Source organism: Pseudomonas japonica (assembly GCF_013522925.1).
GTDB lineage: Bacteria > Pseudomonadota > Gammaproteobacteria > Pseudomonadales > Pseudomonadaceae > Aquipseudomonas > Aquipseudomonas japonica_A.
The window spans coordinates 215,660-235,217 of sequence record NZ_JAAMQU010000010.1; the positions used below are offsets into that span (position 1 = coordinate 215,660).

Genomic DNA, 19,558 nt, shown 5'->3' on the forward strand with positions numbered 1-19,558 from the left:
CTACTGACTGTGCTGTTCGATGTGAGCATTAGGCGTCAAGATCACCAAGTTATCCAGATCATATACCTGACCACCCTCGCTGATCTGCCTTACATGATGAACTTCATATGTAATCCGCCGTCCTCGACGCTCTCCTTTTTGCACTTGCGGAGCGTTACCCTTACTTGCAAGTTCTCGATTCCTAGGCGCCCAATCGCTGATAATGCCGTCCTCCCGACCCACTTCCCTCCAGAATGCCTTACGGAAGCTATCGAACGACGCGAAACTCCGCCCCCTCAACCGCTCAGCCACACTTGCCGGAACAGGCACACCCACGGTGTTTACCCGTGCGGCCAGCCATTGCCCCTCTACTGCCTGCCCTGCCCCGCTCACCACACCTGGGGCGTAACGCCGCCAGGCCTCGCTGAACATCACGTATTCAGGAGGTAGCCCGGAGTCGGCGGGATAGATGACTATGAAATCATCTATGTCCCAGTCGTGAAGCCCCGGATATGTTTCCAGCTGTGGCGCGGCGATCGGCTCGCCGTTGCCGGTGTACAAGCCCACAAGGGCGGGAGTGATCGGGAGGGTGGTGCCGCCCAGGCTTTCGGCCCCCGGCGCGCTTGCGGGGGTCCAGGTCAGGCGGCGGCCGCTTGCGGCATCATCGATGAGCGACCAGCTGCCGGTGCTGGAATCCAGCTGCGCCTGGAGGACTCGCACCTCACGCCCCACACCTTCAGTACCCGTGCGGGTGACGAACAGCGAAGCGCCGCCGTATTCGGTGATGGAGCCGATTCGATAAGGCAGCTCTACCGAGGTAGCAACGGCTTCGCCGACAAGGCCTTGAGGCTGATCAGGTGACAACCACTCCAGCGGCAGGCTTAACGCGATCCCGGGGGGAAACTCGCCCTCGGGCGTTTCAAACGCCAGGTCCAGGAAATCCACTGCCACTTCGCCGTCATCGGCAACCTGAAGTTCGCCGAGCGCGGAACGCAGGCTAATTTCCAGGGAGGCGCCAGCATCGTTGCTCAGCGGTACTTCACCCGCCGGGCTCAACAGAAAGGCGCCAGACGTGGCCAAGGGGCGCGTGTGACTGAATCGGTTGGCCGCGCGTAGCCAGTGCGCAGCCGCCTCGTTTGCCCGAGCCGCTTGCTCAGCTTGCTGTTTAAGGGCGCGTTCCTGCTCAAGCGCTGCCGTGGCCTCGGCGCGAGCGCTCGCTTGGGCGGCAGCCAACCGTTCGGCATGTTCGGGGTACGCCGACAGCCAGGGTGTGCGTACGGGCTCATCCGCCCCGAGCAAAGGCTGGCCACCCTCAACGCCGAGCCTCAGATTATCGAGGCTATAGGCGTCGCCGAGGGTTTCAGGCGGCTGGGCATAGCGCAGCTCCAGGGTGCGCCGCGTCGCAGACCATTGCGACCGCGGCAGTATCGGCGGGTAGCCCTTGCGCAACCGATTGCGGGTGATCTCGCTGACGCCCTGCGTTTCATCAACCCTCTGCGACAGCGCGCGCCACACCTCAGCCGACAGCGCGTCGGTCGACGCGAAGGTTCGCCATTTCAACGAGGCCGCGACGGCTGCAGGCAGGTGGGGCGAAGCGGGGTTGGCCAAGAGGCGGCCGAGGTCAAGCGTGCCCTGACCATCCCCCGTAGCCACGCCTGGCCCGGTGAGCGGGTCTTCGAATGCAACGTAACAGGGGCCGATTCCCGCCTCGACGGGGAACACAAGGATGCAGTCGTTGAAGCGCGTGGAGGCGCCATCCGGAACCGTAGCGGCGCCTAGGTGCGCCAGGCTTGTAACGCCGCGCAGTGCGGGGGCCGGCTCCACGGGCAAGGTGGTAGCGGCGGACTTTTCTACCTGCAGGGTTGGCGCAGCGAGGTCCGGCCCACGCACTTCATACGTTTGCGTTTCTGCTTGCCATTGGGCATGACGTACCGGGACCTGCGCGGGGATCACTCCCCCTGTGGGCACCACATGAACGGCGGTCTGGCCGTGGAGGGTTTCTGCCTTGAGCCGATAGTCGAGCTCGACAGCGGCAACGTTGGCCGACACAGCCGCGGCATTGCCTTGCCCCATGTCAGTCAGCGGCAGCGCCACCGCGAATCGACGCCGTTGCTCAGGGGTAAGCTCGCCGTCCCCCAATGCCGGGGAGTACATCAGCAAGGTCCAGAAAGGGGGTTTGCGAAGCAGGTCCACCGCAGGCTTTACAAACGCTCCGGCTTCGCGGAGGGCGTTCAATCCCAGGCGAAGCGCTTCTGCGCGAATCGCTTCGGTAGCGCCTGAAATGATGGCGGGGCCAGCAAGCGTCGCCGCGCCTATGCGCACGGTCTGCTGGTGTTGCAGGTCACGCTCGCGAGCGGCTTGCCGTATCGTCTGCAACGCTTGCACGTCGATGTCCCGACGCGCATCTATTTCGCGGTAGCGAGCCTGAGCTTCCTGAGCCGTGCGCCAGCTGGCATCCAGCGCCGCTACCTCACGGGCCAATGCCGCGGCGCGTTCGTTCAGCCGAGCGAGCCGGTTGTTGACCGCCTCCGCCTGCTGTGCAGCCAGCATCGCTGCACGCCACGCCTCATGAGCGGGATCGCCCTCGGCGAGCACTTTTTCAAGATAGTGTTGCTCTGGGTGGGCAGCAGGGTCGTCACCATAAAAGCGCCTCGCCTGGGCCAACAAATGATCGCGCTCTGCTACGAGGGCCTGGCTGAACTGGCCGACGGCCGCCTGCTCTTGTTGCAGATAGGCGTGGCCAGGGATATCAGACAAGGCTGCGGTGGGCGGGAGCCCGTGCCGAATCAAGCCCTCTCTGACGTCCGCCTCAAGGCGTTCAGCAGCCAGCTGCCTGGCATTGGCCACTTCATGCAGCTGCGCCTGGTAGCGCCGTTGGAAGGCCTCGCGCCGAGCCGTCTCGGCTGCGGCGTCACGTGCCTGGCGTTCCTTTTCGAGGGCCGCCCGATGGGCAGCTTCACGGGCCCGGCGTGCGGCTAACCTGCGCTTGCGCCGCTTTCGGCTGGAGCCCCCTGCCCCACCGATGAAAGCAGGCCCGAAAAACCCCCCGTTACCGCTACCGGACGACACGGGCCCCGATCGGATGGTGACGTAGCCGTCATCCTTGTAGTAGCCATCACTCATAAGCACCTCCTTGGTGGAGGTACTAGGATCGAGGCGTCAAGAGAGGTGGCTGAGGTAGATAGCTATACCGCAGGGTGTGGAAGAAAGAGGGTTACCGCAGCGCCTACTCCAACCCTTCCAGCAAAAACGCAGGGGCGATGTAGCGCTGGTAATGGGCTTCGGACAGAAGGAAGAATTCCCGATCGATGGCGTCACGCAGGGCGGGCAGGTCCCAGTCGCGAAATTCGGGCAGCAGTACGATGCCGTAGGCGTCCAGCTGGTTGATCACCCGGGCGCCGCGGGCGATCAGTTGATAGGCCCAGCAGTATTCGGACTGTTGCGGCTGGAAGCGGATCTGCCGTTGTTCGAGCTGCAAGCGCAGGCGTGCCGGGTCGAACACCTCGAGCTTGCCCTCCATCACCTGCGCCAGCAGTTGCTCCAGGCGCAGCCATACGGCGCGTTTCTGCTCGTCGTCGTAGGTGTTCCAGTGGATCACTTCATGGTGAAAACGTTTGCAACCACGGCACACCAGGTCCCCGTAGACAGTGGAGCACAGGCCTACACAAGGCGTTTTGATCGTTGATTTGGCCATGGCAATAAGGGCATCGGCGAAGCGGCGGGCCGCCTATCTTAGCCCTTCGTCGTAGTGCTTTCACCTCTTGCTGGCGAACGGGCAACTTACTTTCGGGGAAATTTTGCCGTAGAATCGTTCGGCCTGCTTGAAGGCACCAATGTCCATCTGGAAGCTGTTTTCAAAGCGTCACGAGCACAGTCGATCCGTCAGAATGCAGTGGCACGGTTCCCCTCCTCACCGTGCCAGCCCTCATCCGCTCAGCATTCTGCCGGCGTAAAACTTTGAAAGCAGCTTCTGCCTGGCACTCATCGACACTCCGGTCAATCGGCTTCAAAAGCCGCATGGCCCCGGCGTGCGAGGGTGCCGCTGGATAAGCGTCCCACGCGGGACCACTGATGAGGGTAATAACTGTGCTTGAAGCCTACCGCAAACACTCCGAAGAGCGTGCCGCCCAGGGTATCGTGCCCCAGCCGCTGAACGCCGAACAAACCGCAGGCCTGGTCGAGCTGCTGAAGAACCCGCCCGCCGGCGAAGAAGCTTTCCTGGTAGACCTGATCACCAACCGCGTACCGCCGGGAGTGGACGAAGCCGCCTACGTGAAGGCCGGCTTCCTGTCCGCGCTGGCGAAGGGCGAAGCCAACTCGCCGCTGATCGACAAGAAGCGCGCCACCGAACTGCTGGGCACCATGCAGGGCGGCTACAACATCCATACCCTGGTCGACCTGCTGGACGACGCCGAGCTGGGCAGCGTGGCTGCCGAACAACTCAAGCACACCCTGCTGATGTTCGACGCCTTCCATGACGTGGCCGAGAAAGCCAAGAACGGCAACGCCCACGCCAAGGCCGTGCTGCAATCGTGGGCCGACGGTGAGTGGTTCACCAAGCGCCCTGCGATCGCCGACAAGTACACCCTGACCGTGTTCAAGGTACCTGGCGAAACCAACACCGACGACCTCTCCCCGGCCCCGGACGCCTGGTCGCGCCCAGACATCCCGCTGCACGCCCTGGCCATGCTGAAAATGGCCCGCGACGGCATCGTGCCCGAGCAGCAAGGCGCCATCGGCCCGCTCAAGCAGATCGAAGAAGTGAAAGCCAAGGGCTTCCCGGTTGCCTACGTGGGTGACGTGGTCGGTACCGGCTCCTCGCGTAAATCGGCCACCAACTCGGTGCTGTGGTTCTTCGGCGACGACATCCCGTACGTGCCGAACAAGCGCGCCGGTGGCTTCTGCTTCGGTACCAAGATCGCCCCGATCTTCTACAACACCATGGAAGACGCCGGCGCCCTGCCGATCGAGTTCGACGTGTCGAACCTGAACATGGGCGACGTGATCGACGTGTACCCGCACGCTGGCAAGGTGTGCAAGCACGGCACCGATGAAGTGTTGGCCACCTTCGAGCTGAAAACCCCTGTGCTGCTGGACGAAGTCCGCGCCGGCGGCCGTATTCCGCTGATCGTGGGTCGTGGCCTCACCGACAAGGCACGCGCCGAACTGGGCCTGCCAACGGCCAACCTGTTCAAGCTGCCGGAAGCCCCGGTCGACACTGGCAAGGGTTACACCCTGGCTCAGAAGATGGTCGGCAAGGCCTGTGGCGTCGAGGGCGTGCGCCCTGGCACCTACTGCGAACCGAAGATGACCACCGTCGGCTCCCAGGACACCACTGGCCCGATGACCCGCGACGAGCTCAAAGACCTCGCGTGCCTGGGCTTCTCCGCTGACCTGGTGATGCAGTCCTTCTGCCACACCGCGGCCTACCCCAAGCCGATCGACGTCACCACGCACCACACCCTGCCGGACTTCATCCGCACCCGTGGCGGCGTGTCGCTGCGCCCGGGCGACGGCATCATCCACAGCTGGCTGAACCGCATGCTGCTGCCGGACACCGTCGGCACCGGTGGTGACTCCCACACCCGCTTCCCGATCGGTATCTCCTTCCCGGCAGGTTCCGGCCTGGTCGCGTTCGCCGCCGCCACTGGCGTGATGCCACTGGACATGCCGGAATCCGTACTGGTTCGCTTCAAGGGCAAGATGCAACCTGGCATCACCCTGCGCGACCTGGTGCATGCGATTCCGTACTACGCCATCCAGAAAGGCCTGCTCACCGTCGAGAAGAAAGGCAAGAAGAACGCCTTCTCCGGCCGCATCCTGGAAATCGAAGGCCTGGACGACCTGACCGTCGAGCAGGCATTCGAGCTGTCCGATGCCTCGGCCGAGCGTTCCGCGGCGGGCTGCACCATCAAGTTGCCGGAAAAGGCCATCGCCGAGTACCTGCAGTCCAACATCACCCTGCTGCGCTGGATGATCAGCGAAGGCTACGGCGATGCCCGTACCCTGGAACGCCGCGCTCAGGCGATGGAAGCCTGGATCGCCAACCCGGAACTGCTGGCCGCCGACGCTGATGCCGAATACGCTGAAGTGATCGAGATCGACCTGTCCGAAGTGAAAGAGCCTGTGCTCTGCGCACCGAACGACCCGGACGACGCCCGCCTGCTGTCCACCGTGGCTGGCGAGAAGATCGACGAAGTGTTCATCGGCTCGTGCATGACCAACATCGGCCACTTCCGCGCCGCGGGCAAGTTGCTGGACAAGGTTAAGGGTGCCATCCCGACTCGCCTGTGGCTGTCGCCGCCCACCAAGATGGACGCGCACCAGCTCACCGAAGAAGGCTACTACGGCATCTACGGCAAAGCCGGCGCGCGCATGGAAATGCCAGGTTGCTCGCTGTGCATGGGTAACCAGGCACGCGTAGCCGCCAACTCCACGGTGGTGTCCACCTCCACCCGTAACTTCCCCAACCGTCTGGGCGATGGTGCCAACGTGTACCTGGCCTCCGCGGAACTGGCGGCAGTTGCGTCGATCATGGGCAAGCTGCCTACGGTCGAGGAGTACATGCAGTACGCGCAGAACATCGACAGCATGGCTGCCGACGTTTACCGCTACCTGAGCTTCGACCAGATCGCCGATTTCCGTGATGCTGCGGAAAAGGCCAAGATCCCGGTCGTTCAGGCGTAAGGCTTTGAGCTGCAAGTTGTAAGCTTCAAGCTGCAAGAAAAACCCGCCGTCACTGGCGGGTTTTTTTATGGGCGAGGTTTCATCGTTCCTACGCGGCCAATGCATCCCCTATCAGCGTGAGGTCGACGCCTTGAGCCGGAGCAGGCGCAGCCTCAGGCGCAAACACAAGATTCTGTGAAGCGAGGGTCTGGCGAAAATCCCCCGCCAGCGCCACTTCGAACCGGTTGCCTTCGTCGTCTGGTTCAGTGGAGCGCAGGTAGGTACGGTCACTCGTTACGCTGTAGGCAAGCTTCAGCGTGCCCGCTGTGCCATCACCCAGCCCGGTAAACCCCAGCGCCGATACGTCTATGCGGTCGGCGGAGACGAGGAAATCCTGGATCACGTCCACCCCGGTGTGGGTGCTGTCACCCACCTGCCGGTAAAGAAAAGTATCAGCCCCGGCGTCGCCGGTAAGCAGGTCGCCACCGCCCTCACCTTGGATTACATCATCACCGGCGTCTGCATGGAGGTCGTCCCGCTGTGCGCTCCCGATCAACACATCGTCGAGCAGGGTGCCATAGCTAAAAGTCCTGGGTGCATCGGTAGCGCCTGTTTGCGGCGTTGACGGGGCCAGGATAAACGCATCGGCCAATGACGGAACGAAGCCTGGATGCAGCCCATCCTCATAGGCATCCAGCAGGGTAATGACGAAACGGTTTCCCGCCGCGTCGGCCTCCAGGGATTCGACCGTGGTACGGTCGGTCGCAGCGTCGTAGGTCACTCTGAGGCTACCGTCATGGCCATCCCCTATACGGGTAAAGCCCAAGGCGGAGACGTCAATCAGGTCCGCTTCCGTCATGCTGAGGTCAGCTATCATGTCGATGTGTTCGGTGTGGCTCGCCGTGTTGATGCCAGAGTCGGCCATACGCGTGTATACCCATGTGTCCTGGCCTGCGCCACCCGTCAGGCGATCTGCGCCACTTCCCCCCTGCAAGCGATCGTCACCCGCGCCGCCGGTCAGCGTGTCATCACCCCCGCGCCCTACCAGCAGCTCACCGTTGAGGCGTGTGGCGATAAGCGTATCAGGGCCGCCGGTGCCGTTTTGGCGGCCAACGAAATCAGCATCGGCCAGGCGGTCGCGGTAATCGCCCGCGAGCGCCAGCTTGAACCGATAGCCATCGGCGTCGGCGTCCAGGCTTTGCAGGTAGGTGGTTTCGTTGCTGGTGTTGTAGGTCAGTTGCACAGTGCCGTTGTGCCCATCGCCCAGCCCGTGCAAGCCCAGCGCAGCGAGGTCGAGGTAGTCTTGTCCGGGGGCGAAATCCAGGAGGCGATCATGCGCATCCCCTGTGCTGCTGGCGTAGCTATCCTGCCGACGGGCATACACAAACACATCGTCGCCCGCGCCGCCGGTGAGGCGGTCCGCGCCCTTGTCACCCTGGAGCACATCGTCGCTCTCTGCGCCATCGAGAGTGTCGCGGCCGGCGCCCGCCTTCAACACCTCGATGGCGGCGGTCCCGGTGAGATGGTCTGTGGCCCGCGTACCCACTAACGTGAAAGCGGGCAGCGAGGAAAACAGATTCAGATAGGCCTGGTCAGTCGCCAGATGCCCGCTACGCAAGTTGCTGAGGGTGTTACCCACCCCGGCGCGGTAGGGGTCTTCGCTGGCAGGTGCCTGGCGGTCGTCCAAGCCGTAGGTTGACTGCTCGCCGCCAACGATAGTGTTTCTGGCCAGGTCCAGCACGTTATCAGCGCTGTAAACCCTCCCCTCGCTATTGGTGTAGCTGCCGACCAGGATTTCCGCGGCCGGGCCGGCTTGCGCGTTACCGTGCACATAGTTGCTGTACACCTTCTGCTCGTGCGTGCCCAGCAAGGCGATGCCCTGGCGGCCGTTGTCGTAGATCTCGACCTCACTGATGGTGCCGCCCCTGAACCCTTGGATACTGATGCCCGTACCGCCATTGCCATGCACCTTACCGCCAACAATGCCTTCCTGCTGCCAGCGGGACCGCTCCGGGTCAGGCTGGTCTACCCCGGTGATCACCAGGCCGCTGCCTGCATTGTCGTACGCATCGTTGCTGCCGAACGTGAACGCTTGCTCCCTGCTAGGCGGCAGGCTTGCGCTGGTGTAGGCAGCCGCCACCACATTGAAACCATCGCCGCCGTTGCGATACGCCTCGTTGTCACGGAAGCTGATGGTGTCGTCGCGCACCTGCCGGGGCTGGAACTCGGTGGCAAAGCCATCGCCGTCGTTGTCATGGGCCAGGCTGTCGTTCACGTTCGTTGCGAACGTGAGCGCCTGGGCGCGCAGGCCATCGCCGCTCAAGTGCTGCAGTTCAACCCCGGCCAGGGTAAGGCCAACGGTATGCGCTGTATCGCCGGTGGCACTGCCGGTCACGATGCCGTCGACCGTACCGCCGGTGTTGCCCTTGTTGCCGTCGAGCGTGAGGTTGCGGATAGAGGCATTGAGCGTATTGGCGTCACTCACGGTGTGGATCAGCCCCGCGATGTCTTCGCTTGAGCCATCGGCCAGCTTGAGTATGGCCAGGCCCATCCGCTCGCCATTGAGGTTCACATTACTCTTGAGGGTAAGGCAGCCCCCATCGTCGTTCGCGCCACTGAGCATGTAGGTTCCCTGCGGCACATACACTTGGCCGCCGCCTGCCTTGGCGGCGGCATCGATCGCCTGCTGAATGGCCTGGGTATCGTCGGCGATGCCATCGCCTTTCGCGCCGTAGTCGCGCACGTTGAAGAGTCTTGCCATGACCGCTACCTCCGTCTCGAAATAGGGGTCAGGCCGAATTTTCCAGAGGCGGGGACGTGTTACTGCAACAGACTGATGCACGCGCAGCGCGGCTTGGAGGGCACAACCCCGAAAGGGTACAGGGGAGCGTAGCTCAGCAAGCCGAAGGCAGTGGGGGTAGCGACGGGCAGCCCGGTTCCGGTTCGAACGCGTCCTGGGGGAAGTGGAAATAACGGCTACGCTTACACGCCTATCTGGAAAAAGGAGCACATGGATGAAAACCCGAACATTGGGCCAAGGCCTGGAGGTATCGGCCATTGGCCTGGGCTGTATGGGCATGAGCTTCGCCTATGGCGGAGCGCCGGAAGCCGAATCGATCAAAACCCTGCACCATGCTTTGGAGTTGGGCGTGACCTTCTGGGATACGGCTGAGGTATACGGCCCGTTCGAGAACGAGGAGCTGCTGGGCAAGGCGCTGAAAGGCCGCCGTGACCAAGTGCAAGTGGCCACCAAGTTCGGTTTCAAGATTTCTGACCAAGGCATCGGGCGGGAACGTATCGCCGGGGTAGACAGCCGCCCGGAGCATATCCGCGAGGCGGTGGAAGGCTCGCTCAAGCGGCTGGGCATCGAAACCATCGACCTGCTGTACCAGCACCGGGTGGACCCTGCCGTGCCGATCGAGGATACGGTGGGCGCCATGGCCGAGCTGGTCAATGCAGGCAAGGTCCGCTTCCTCGGATTATCAGAGGCCTCGGCCACCACGCTGCGGCGCGCCCATGCCGTGCACCCGATCACGGCGCTGCAGTCGGAGTATTCACTGTGGTATCGCGAAGCTGAAAAGGAAGTGCTGCCTACCTGCGCCGAACTGGGCATCGGGTTTGTGCCATACAGCCCGTTGGGCCGAGGGTTCCTTACGGGCAAGTTGAAGGTCGAGGAGCTGGACGAGAAAGACATGCGCCGAGGCTTGCCACGCTTCCAGGACGTAGCCCTCAAGCAGAACATGCGCTTGGTAGACGCCTTGAATCAGCAGGCTGAACAACGCGGCTGCACTGCGGCGCAGCTCGCGCTGGCTTGGCTGCTCGCGCAAAAACCCTGGATTGCACCCATACCGGGAGCAAGAAAGATTCACCACCTGGCGGATAACGCCGGTGCTGCCGGCATTGAGCTGGACAGCGACACGCAACAAGCCATTTCTCAAGCCTTGCCAGCCGACGCTATCGTGGGTGAGCGGTACGATGAAAAGAACCAGCGCATGACCAACCTGTGAAGTGGCGCCGGGGCTACCGCAAAGCAGGCGCCCCGGCGATAAAACCTCATAGCTCAGTAATGATCTGCCCCTGGAAATGGACGATATCGCCGGCTTCCACGTTCAGAAAGCGCACGCGCCGGGCGCTTTGAGCGGGATGGAACGACGTCCAGAAACCTCCCTGTGGCTCACTCAAGGCACCCACTCGATAGCCCCGGTGATCGCGCAGTACGAATTCGAAGGTGTCTGGGTCTGCCTGATTGCCTTCGAGCTCGATCTTCCAGAGGTCGGACACCTCGGCAACCTTGTAGAACCCCACATAGCCATTGCGGCTGATCCCGACCTTTGCCCCGTCATACCGGGTACCTGGCGCGGCACTGATGTTGTAATACAGGCGGTTACCCGCCGTTTTGACATAGTCGAAACGGAACAAGGTGCCTTCTTCCTGGTCGCTCTGAATCAGCCATCCATCCCCAGCCAGGGATGAGTCCTGCAAATAACCGACCGGATAAAAACCCTCTCCGGTGGTGCTCAGCAGTGTTGCAATAAAGGACTTTCCTGCGATATCGGCCATTTGGGCCTCCTGTGGCTCGCTTATGTTGACGTAGGCGCTTTCTCAAGCGCGGTGTGAACATAAGCGGGCCACAGGCCCCTTCACAGCCGGAACCATGCCCTCCCCGAGAGAAGGGCCGGGTTCACTCAGGCCACGGTGTGAGACACCGCGGGGCTGAGCGCAAGGTCGGCCAGCTCGCGGTTGGCCACGGCATACATGGCGTAATCGCTGCCGGTTGCCGCGCGAAGGTCATCGAGGATGGCGCGCCAGCGTTCTACATGCACCCGATGCTGTTCCAGCCACAGGGATACCCTGGCGTCCACGTCCTCCGGCGCGTCCTGCAATTGCAGTACCGAGATGGTGATTGCCCGCTGCTGCAGGTCCAGATCATCGCGGAACGCCTCCCGCGCCAGCGCTTGCCAGTTGCTCTGCACCGGCAGGCTGCTGATCTGTTGCAGGTACCAGTTCAGGTCCAGCGCACTGCCGCTGGCGAAGAACGCCTTGGCCACGCTGGCGGCGCTTTGCCCGGTAAGGTCCGAGGCCTCGATGATCGGCAGCAGGTTATAGAGGTAGGTGGTACCCGCGACCATGCGCGCCAGCAATTCGGGCACCCCTGCCTCCACGTACGCCTGGTAGCGGGTTTCCCACTGGCGCTGGGTTGGCCCTTGCAGCAACTCGTTGAGCTTGAGGCCCAACGCGGTGATGTGCGGGCCGAAATGCGCCACGTCACGGCCAGCGTCCTGGTCACTGCGGCGGTTGCGCAGGAACCAGCGCGTTGCCCGGCGCCCAAGGCGCATCAGCTCTTCCATGAGGCTGAGCTGGATATCGGCGGGCACCTGGTAGTCCAGCGCTTCGATCTGACGGAACCAATGGGGCAAGTGGAAGATGTCACGCACTACTACATAGGCGCCGGCCACGTCTGCCGCGCTCATGCCAGTGGACTCCTTCAACCGCTGCACGAAGGTGATGCCCATGTGGTTCACCAGGTCGTTGGCGATCTGGGTGCTCACGATTTCGCGCTTCAGGCGATGGCGGCGCATGGCCGGGCCGTACTTGGCCACCAGGCTGGGCGGGAAGGCTGTTTCCATGTCCCGGGTGAGGTAGTCGTCATCCGGTACGCGGGAGTTGAGCAGGGTCTCCTTGAGGTCGATCTTGCTGTAGGAGATCAACACGCACAGCTCGGCACGGGTCAGGCCTTGGCCGGCCGCGGCGCGTTCGGCCAGCTGTTCTTCGTTGGGCAGGAACTCGATGGCCCGGTCCAGCTTGCCCCGGCTTTCAAGGTCGGCGATCAACCGCTTGTACTCGGCCAGGCGATCGTTGGCGCGGCGAGCGGCAATGGACAGCGCCTGGGTCTGCTTGTAGTTGTTGCCGAGCACCAGGTGCGCAACCTCATCGGTCATGCTACCCAGCAGTTCGTTGCGCTGCTTCTCGGTAAGGTCGCCTGCGGCTACCGCCTCGTTGAGCAGGATCTTGATGTTCACTTCATGGTCGGAGCAGTCAACGCCGCCGGCATTGTCGATGAAGTCAGTGTTGGTAGCGCCGCCGTTGAGGCCGAACTCCACTCGGCCCAGCTGGGTCATGCCCAGGTTGCCGCCCTCGCCCACCACCTTGCAGCGAAGCTCGTCGCCATTCACGCGCAGCGCATCGTTGGCCTTGTCGCCCACGTCGGCGTGGCTTTCCTCGCTGGACTTCACATAGGTGCCGATACCACCGTTCCACAGCAGGTCCACCGGGGCCTTGAGCAAGGCGTGCAACAGCTCGGTCGGGGTGAGGCGGTCAGCCTTGATGTCGAACCGGGCTTTCATTTCCGCGCTGATAGCGATGCTTTTGGCGCTGCGCTGGAAGATACCACCACCGGCAGAAATCAACGAAGCGTCGTAGTCGCTCCAGGCCGAGCGTGGCAGGTTGAACAGGCGCTGGCGCTCTGCAAAGCTGCTGGCCGCATCCGGGTTGGGGTCGATGAAAATATGCAGGTGGTTGAAAGCCGCCACCAGTTGCAACTTGTCGGACATCAGCAGGCCATTGCCGAACACATCGCCGGCCATGTCGCCGATACCGATCACGCTGATGTTGTCTTTCTGCACATCGATGCCACGCTCACGGAAGTGGCGCTGCACGCCCACCCAGGCACCGCGGGCGGTGATGCCCATGCCTTTGTGGTCATAGCCGGCCGAACCACCGGAAGCGAAAGCGTCGCCCAGCCAGAAGCCGTAGCTCAGGGCAATGCCGTTGGCGATGTCGGAGAAGGTCGCAGTGCCTTTGTCCGCGGCGACCACCAGGTATGGGTCGTCGCTGTCGTGACGCACCACGTTGGCCGGCGGTACCACTTCGCCTTCCTTGAGGTTATCGGTGATGTCCAGCAAGCCGGAAATGAAGATCCGGTAGCAGGCGATCGCCTCGTTCTGCACCTCGTCGCGGCTGCCGCCCTGGGGCAAGCGCCGCGGAATGAACCCGCCCTTGGCGCCCAGTGGCACGATCACGGAGTTTTTCACCTGCTGCGCCTTCACCAGGCCCAGCACTTCGGTACGGTAGTCTTCTTCTCGGTCCGACCAGCGCAGGCCACCGCGGGCCACGTTGCCGAAGCGCAGGTGCACCCCTTCCACTCGCGGGGAGTACACGAAGATCTCGAACTTGGGCACCGGCCGTGGCAGCTCTGGAATCAGCGCCGGGTTGAACTTGAAGCTGAAATAGCGCTTGGGCTGGCCGTTGGCGTCGGGCTGATAGAAGTTGGTGCGCTGGGTGGCCTTGATCAGGTCCAGGTAGCGCCGCAGGATACGGTCCTCGGCGAGCACCTGAACGTCGTCCAGTGCGGTGAGGATCGCCTGCTCCAGCCGCTGCTGCTTGTCGTCCAGGTCGTCGCCGGCCAACTTGCGGGCCAGGTAGAAGCGGGTTTTGAACAGGCGGGTAAGCTCGCGGGCGATGTCCGTGTGGTTGTTCAGCGCGGCGGCGATGTACCCAAGGTCGAAGCCCAGGCGGATCTGCTTCAGGTAGCGGGCGTAGGCACGCAGCAGCGCCACGTCTCGCCACGGCAGGCCGGCGGTGAGCACCAGCCGGTTGAAGGCATCGTTCTCTGCCTCACCGTTGACGATGTGCACGAACGCATCCTGCAAGGTGTCGTTGAGCTGTTGCAGGTCCAGTTTCAGGCCTTCGGCGTAGGTGAAGGCAAAATCGTGAATCCAGAACTCGCGGCCGTTGCGATTGCGCAGGCGGTATGGGAATTCACCCAGCACGCGCAGGCCGAGGTTTTCAAGGATCGGCAGTACGTCCGAGAGCGCCAGCGGGACGTCGGCGTGGTACAGCTTGCAATGTAACTGGCGCTCGCCACCCTGGGCCAACGGTTGGTAGAAGCTCATCACCAGTGGCCGCGCATCCGAAAGCGCCTGCAGGTGCTGCATGTCGACCACGGCCGAATGCGCGGCAAACCGCTCGCGATAGCCGGCCGGGAAGCCTTTCGGGAACTCGGCCAGCAGGTTGGTGCCCTGGGCCTCGCCGAAGTTTTCGATGGTGAGGGCGTGATAGTCGTCCTGCCAGGAGCGGCAGGCTTGCACCACTTCGCGCTCCAGTTGCTGCGGGTCGATGTCCTGGCGGTTGGCGGGGTCTACCCGAAGAATCAGCTGTACCCGGGCCAGCACGGACTCGGAGAAGAACGTCCAGAACTCGCAGTCGCTGGCCTTGAGCCGATCCATCAACACTTGCTGGATTTTCTGCCGCACTTCGGTCGAATACACGTCACGCGGCACGTAGGCCAGGCAGTAATAGAAACGCCCGTAGGGGTCCTTGCGCAGGAAGACGCGAATCTTGGCGCGTTCCTGGATCTGCACAATGGACATCACTGTGTTGAACAGCTCATCCACAGGGGTCTGGAACAGGTCGTCACGGGGTAGCACCTCGACGACCTGAGCCAATTCCTTGCCCAGGTGTGCGCGCATGTCGAAGCCCGAGCGGCGTTCGATCTCGGCGACCTTGCTGCGCACGTACGGGATCTGCTGCACCGTAGTGGCGTATACCGCCGAGGTGTACAGGCCCATGAAGCGGCATTCCTTGATTACCCGGCCGTCGGCATCGATCTGCCGGATGGATACGTAATCAGGGTAGGCCGGACGGTGCACACGGCTGGGCTGCGCGGCCTTGGCGAAGGACAACAGCAGCGGTTCACGCAGGTATTTGACGGCAAAGTCCTCGATGCGCAGGTCTTCGGCGCTGAGGCCAACACGCAGAAGGCGCGGCAGGCCCAGGAAAGACTGCTCGTCGTACACCAGATGAGCGCCCTGGGCGTCTTCACGCACTTCGAATTCTTCGTAGCCCAGGAAGGTGAAGTTGTTGTCCACCAACCATTCGAGGAAAATCTTCACCTCAGCCTTTTCAGCGCCATCCACCGGCCAGGCACTATTGTCGACCATGGCCAGCATGTCGTGAACCCGAGCCTTCATGGGTTCGAAGTCGGCGACCGTAGCGCGTACCTCGCCCAGCACTTCCAGCAGCGCCGCCGCCAGGCCAGCCAGCCCCGCAGCCGTGGCGCAGCGGTTGATCTCCAGGTACATCAACGATTCCTGGGCAATGCCCTCGCCCTGGGTGTTCTTCGGCATCACTTCCAGCAACTCGCCGCCCGGACCGCGGCGCACGCTCAGCACTGCCGTTTGCAGGGTATGAATGCTGTAACCGCGGCGGTTGAGCTCGGTGCGCACCGAGTCCACCAGGAACGGAAGGTCCTGATGCAGCACCTCGACCACGCTATGGGTGGATTGCCAGCCGTGGCGCTCGTAATCGGGGTTGTACACCCTCACCTGGGGCTGCGCGGGCTCGAACCGCTGCATCAGGCGCCAGGCCGAAAGGGTGCAGCCGGCGAGGTCGGACAGCCGCCGCTGGGTCAGCTCGTCAAGGGAAATGATGCCGAAGAACTGATCGGCGAACAGGGCTACTTGTGGCAGGGCCTGCTCGTCAACGTGCTGGGCCAGGACCGCCTGCAGTTGATGCTGGAAGTCGGCTTTGCTGGCCGCGGTGAAAAACGCCATCTGTGGTACTCCGCTCGGGCTTTGTATTTGGTGGAAGCGTAGCGTGTATCCCTCGTCGGGCCGGTGGATGACCGCAAGCCGTGCAAGGGAGATGAAGCTTTTGGGTCATGACAATGGAGGATGGTTCAGCGTGCAGCGCCAGTGTCATGGACAGTTCAGCTTAGCGACACATCCCCTGTGACATCTTGCCACAGGGCGACATATTCGGTCAGCCTCGGGTTGCACTTGGCGCAACCCTGCCTTGAGCTGCAAGCTGCAAGCGGGAACATGCCCCACCGCGTACCACCGTGCACCACGGCGGCGCGTGAAAAGCTTGCGCCAAGCTATGACAGGCGCTGAAGCGGTCCAGCGTGATCACCTGTAACAGGGGTTTCATCCAGCTTGCGCACACTAACGCCGTACAACCGCACACCTTTGCCTGATTCTTGCTAGCCCAATGACAACCCCGACACCTGAACGACGGCGAGCAGTGCGCAGTTCTCGTCCAAGCCCGGCCATAGCCCTGGGCCCTGGCCTTCCCCGGCGAGACGTCTCCTCATGCGCAAGATCCTGATTGGCATTCTGGTGTTTCCCGGTTTTCAGCTGCTGGACATCGCAGGGCCGCGCAACGCGTTCGGCGAAGTGCGGGTGCTCGGCGAGCATCAATACGAAATCGTGACAGTGGGCACCACGCGTACGCCGCTGCGTTCGGCGTGCGGCTTGACTGTAGTCGCGGACCGCAGCATCTACGAGCCCTGCCCCTTCTTCGACACCCTCCTCGTGCCGGGCGGCATGGGCGTGTACGACGTGTATGAAGACCCCCGCGTGGCCGCGTGGGTGGTTCGTCAGGCCAAGCGCTGCCGACGGTTGGCCGCAGCCTGCAGCGGAGTGTTCGTGCTGGGCGGTGCCGGTTTGCTCGACCAGCGCAAGGTGACCAGTCACTGGAGCGAAGCGGCCCGGTTACGCGCTGCGTTTCCCCAGGCGAGGGTATACGCCGAGCCGTTGCGCCTGAAGGACGGCCCCGTGTACACAAGCGCAGGCGCCAGCGCTTCGATGGATCTTGCCCTGTTGCTGATCGAAGAAGATTTCGGCCGGCGGTTTGCCCTCAAGGTGGCCAAATACCTGTTGGTATATTTGCAGCGGCCGGGTGGGCAGGCACAATTCGGCCCCTTGCTCGACCGCCAGGCCCATGGCGATGCGCAGGTGCACGCGGTGCGTGACTACGTGATCGACCGGTTGCAGCACCCCCACACCCTCGCCTCGCTGGCTGAGCGCGTGCATATGAGCCCGCGCAACCTTACCCGGCTGTTCAGCAAACAGACCGGCATCACACCCATGGCGTTCGTCAATGATGCGCGCATCGACGCGGCCCGCGAGCTGCTTGAAACCACCGACCTGCCGGTAAGCGCGGTGGCCGAGCGCTGCGGCATCGACAGCGCCGACAACCTGCGGCGGATATTCGGCAAGCGCCTGGGGCTGAGCCCGCTGGAATACCGCCAGCGTTTTCAGGTGATGGCCAGCCAGGCGGACCTGGAAGCCACCTCCGGGCCCTTGCCTGCGCCCATGATGTCCTGAGCATGTGCCGGGCTGTGCAAAGCCTGCCGGCGTGCCACAATGGCGGCACTTTTCGTGGAAGCCTGACCATGCATATGAAAGCCGCCCTGTTGATGGGCAACCCTTGCGACGAGGAAGAAGACGACCTGGCATTGCTGTGCTGCCAGGGCACTGACGGCGAAATGCTGTTGTTGTCTCGAGCGCCAGGCGAGGACGACGTGGAGCTGGTGTGGGACGAACAGTCCATCCTGGTAAGGGATTTCAAGGTGACCCTCAGCGAAAGCCGCTTGATCATCGACCTTCCTGCGGACGCCGAGGCGCCGTTCTCGAACGTGCAGCTGGTTGCAGACCTGGAAGACGCCGTGGCTGACCTGGACGACGCCGAGGCTGCGCTGCGCGTGATTCTCGAAGGTACGGGAACCTTTGTTCAGGAGTGAGCCAACGGTGATCTTCGACGCCCACTGCCACATCATTGACCCACGCTTTCCCCTAATCCCCAATCAGGGCTACCTGCCGCCAGCCTTCGACGCGGCAGCGTACCAGGCACAGGCCGTGGCACTGGGCATTGCAGGCGGCGCGGTGGTTTCCGGCTCGTTCCAGGGCTTCGATCAAAGCTACCTGCTCGATGCGCTGGGCCGCCTCGGCGAAGGCTTCGTCGGGGTGACCCAGGTGCCCGCGGACATCACCGACGATGCCCTTGCTGAGCTTGACGCGCACCGCGTGCGGGCCCTGCGCTTCAACCTGCGGCGTGGCGGTTCCGAGCCCTTGGAGCAACTGGAGCGCATGGCCGTTCGTGTTCATCAGGGCTTCGGCTGGCATGTGGAACTGTACGTCGATAGCCGCGATTTGTCCGAGCTGGCACCGCGCCTCTCGCGGTTACCAGCTCTGAGCATCGATCACCTGGGCCTGAGCGCCGAGGGGTTGCCCTACCTGTTGCGGCTGGTCGAGCAAGGCGCGAGAGTGAAAGCCTGCGGCTTCGGCCGGGTCGACTTCGCAGTGGCACCAGCGCTGCAACAGCTTCACGCCGCCAATCCCGAAGCGCTGATGTTTGGCAGCGACCTGCCCTCTACCCGCGCGCCAAGGCCGTTCGAAGCAACGGATATCACGTTGATTGGCGAAGCGTTGGGAGAAGCGGCAGCGCGCGCGGTGCTCTGGGAAAACGCCCGGCGGTTTTACCGGCTGGCCTGAGGCCGCCCTTATCGCGAGCTCCGCCGGAAGGCCGGCCCCCCGTCTCCCACAAAGTGAAAGACCTCTACCCGAAATACTGCAACCATACCGAAAACACGCCAAGCACCACCCACACGCCGGTGAAAATCCAGGGTGTGCGCATGGAGAACAACAGCGACTGCCGGTAGCCCTTCTCCTGAGCCTCATGCTTGCTGAACAGCGGGGAGTCGTCGTACGCCATGCCCATGGCGGGCTCGGCGCGCAGCAGTTGGTATTGTTTGAAATGCCAATGGTCAATGATGTCATAGGCGGCGCGGATGCCTGGCCAGGCGTGCAGCGAGCTTACGATGCCCAGTAGCGCCAGGATCGGCGGCACCACCAGGGTGAATACCTTGCCCCAGTCGGGGTTCAGGTTGGCCATGGACGAGGCATAGGCGATCACAAGGAACGACTGCGCAGACAAATAGGCGTTTGTGCGGTTGGACATCAGCGAGGTTTCGTACTGGATCTCGTTGCGGTAAAAATCCAGCCGGGCCTTGGGCGTGCCGAACATGGCGTTCTCGCTCGCTTCCTGGGCCTGACTGGGTGTTTCCGGTAGTTCGGTAATTATCTTGCTCATGGTTCTCCGCGGGCCTGAGCCCGTACGGGGCGCAAGCCGCCGC

11 protein-coding genes are annotated in these 19,558 nt (G+C 62.9%); 5 read left to right on the forward strand and 6 right to left on the reverse strand.

Annotated features, from left to right (window positions below; translation table 11 throughout):
* Together G7016_RS17305 and G7016_RS17310 are read right to left on the reverse strand one after the other, a co-directional pair.
* Positions 1–3,102: an S-type pyocin domain-containing protein gene (locus G7016_RS17305; RefSeq protein ID WP_181116903.1), complete on the reverse strand. Its 3,102-nt coding sequence runs from the start codon at positions 3,100–3,102 to the stop codon at positions 1–3.
* 103 nt (positions 3,103–3,205) lie between these two features.
* Positions 3,206–3,673 (reverse strand): DUF1289 domain-containing protein, encoded by a 468-nt coding sequence (locus tag G7016_RS17310; RefSeq protein ID WP_181116905.1) that lies wholly within the window; start codon positions 3,671–3,673, stop codon positions 3,206–3,208.
* A 392-nt stretch (positions 3,674–4,065) separates the two neighbouring features.
* On the opposite strand from G7016_RS17310, the gene acnB reads away from it, so the two are divergent.
* Complete coding sequence (acnB, locus tag G7016_RS17315; RefSeq protein WP_181116961.1) at positions 4,066–6,666, forward strand: bifunctional aconitate hydratase 2/2-methylisocitrate dehydratase; 2,601 nt, start codon at positions 4,066–4,068, stop codon at positions 6,664–6,666.
* An 88-nt stretch (positions 6,667–6,754) separates the two neighbouring features.
* Here acnB and G7016_RS25390 read toward each other — a convergent pair whose 3' ends face one another.
* Positions 6,755–9,406 (reverse strand): glycosyl hydrolase family 28-related protein, encoded by a 2,652-nt coding sequence (locus tag G7016_RS25390; RefSeq protein WP_308812183.1) that lies wholly within the window; start codon positions 9,404–9,406, stop codon positions 6,755–6,757.
* A 253-nt stretch (positions 9,407–9,659) separates the two neighbouring features.
* Here G7016_RS25390 and G7016_RS17325 point away from each other — a divergent pair, with 253 nt between their 5' ends.
* On the forward strand, positions 9,660–10,652 hold the full coding sequence (locus tag G7016_RS17325; protein WP_181116909.1) for an aldo/keto reductase: 993 nt from the start codon (positions 9,660–9,662) through the stop codon (positions 10,650–10,652).
* A 46-nt stretch (positions 10,653–10,698) separates the two neighbouring features.
* On the opposite strand, the gene G7016_RS17330 is transcribed toward G7016_RS17325, so the two are convergent.
* Both G7016_RS17330 and G7016_RS17335 read right to left on the reverse strand, forming a co-directional pair.
* Entirely contained in the window at positions 10,699–11,205 is a 507-nt protein-coding gene (locus G7016_RS17330; RefSeq protein WP_181116911.1) for a hypothetical protein, read from the reverse strand.
* A gap of 125 nt (positions 11,206–11,330) precedes the next feature.
* Complete coding sequence (locus G7016_RS17335) at positions 11,331–16,196, reverse strand: NAD-glutamate dehydrogenase (RefSeq protein WP_181116913.1); 4,866 nt, start codon at positions 16,194–16,196, stop codon at positions 11,331–11,333.
* 537 nt (positions 16,197–16,733) lie between these two features.
* Here G7016_RS17335 and G7016_RS17340 point away from each other — a divergent pair.
* From G7016_RS17340 to G7016_RS17350, 3 genes are all read left to right on the forward strand, one after another.
* Positions 16,734–17,750 (forward strand): GlxA family transcriptional regulator, encoded by a 1,017-nt coding sequence (locus G7016_RS17340; protein WP_181116915.1) that lies wholly within the window; start codon positions 16,734–16,736, stop codon positions 17,748–17,750.
* A gap of 68 nt (positions 17,751–17,818) precedes the next feature.
* Positions 17,819–18,166: a hypothetical protein gene (locus G7016_RS17345; protein WP_181116917.1), complete on the forward strand. Its 348-nt coding sequence runs from the start codon at positions 17,819–17,821 to the stop codon at positions 18,164–18,166.
* Between the two features lie 7 nt (positions 18,167–18,173).
* Positions 18,174–18,917, forward strand: coding sequence for an amidohydrolase family protein (locus G7016_RS17350; protein WP_181116919.1), 744 nt, complete (start codon positions 18,174–18,176; stop codon positions 18,915–18,917).
* A 64-nt stretch (positions 18,918–18,981) separates the two neighbouring features.
* Here the strand turns inward: G7016_RS17350 and G7016_RS17355 are convergent, their stop codons facing one another.
* Positions 18,982–19,515, reverse strand: a complete 534-nt coding sequence (locus G7016_RS17355) for a hypothetical protein (RefSeq protein ID WP_181116921.1) — start codon at positions 19,513–19,515, stop codon at positions 18,982–18,984.
* Positions 19,516–19,558 lie beyond the last annotated feature (43 nt).

Coding starts and splice junctions, on each gene's coding strand:
- G7016_RS17345 (WP_181116917.1), top strand. CDS start 17,819: ATGCATATGAAAGCCGCCCTGTTGATGGGCAACCCTTGCGACGAGGAA.
- G7016_RS17330 (WP_181116911.1), bottom strand. CDS start 11,205: ATGGCCGATATCGCAGGAAAGTCCTTTATTGCAACACTGCTGAGCACC.
- G7016_RS17355 (WP_181116921.1), bottom strand. CDS start 19,515: ATGAGCAAGATAATTACCGAACTACCGGAAACACCCAGTCAGGCCCAG.
- G7016_RS17335 (WP_181116913.1), bottom strand. CDS start 16,196: ATGGCGTTTTTCACCGCGGCCAGCAAAGCCGACTTCCAGCATCAACTG.
- G7016_RS17305 (WP_181116903.1), bottom strand. CDS start 3,102: ATGAGTGATGGCTACTACAAGGATGACGGCTACGTCACCATCCGATCG.
- G7016_RS17340 (WP_181116915.1), top strand. CDS start 16,734: ATGCGCAAGATCCTGATTGGCATTCTGGTGTTTCCCGGTTTTCAGCTG.
- G7016_RS25390 (WP_308812183.1), bottom strand. CDS start 9,406: ATGGCAAGACTCTTCAACGTGCGCGACTACGGCGCGAAAGGCGATGGC.
- G7016_RS17325 (WP_181116909.1), top strand. CDS start 9,660: ATGAAAACCCGAACATTGGGCCAAGGCCTGGAGGTATCGGCCATTGGC.
- G7016_RS17310 (WP_181116905.1), bottom strand. CDS start 3,673: ATGGCCAAATCAACGATCAAAACGCCTTGTGTAGGCCTGTGCTCCACT.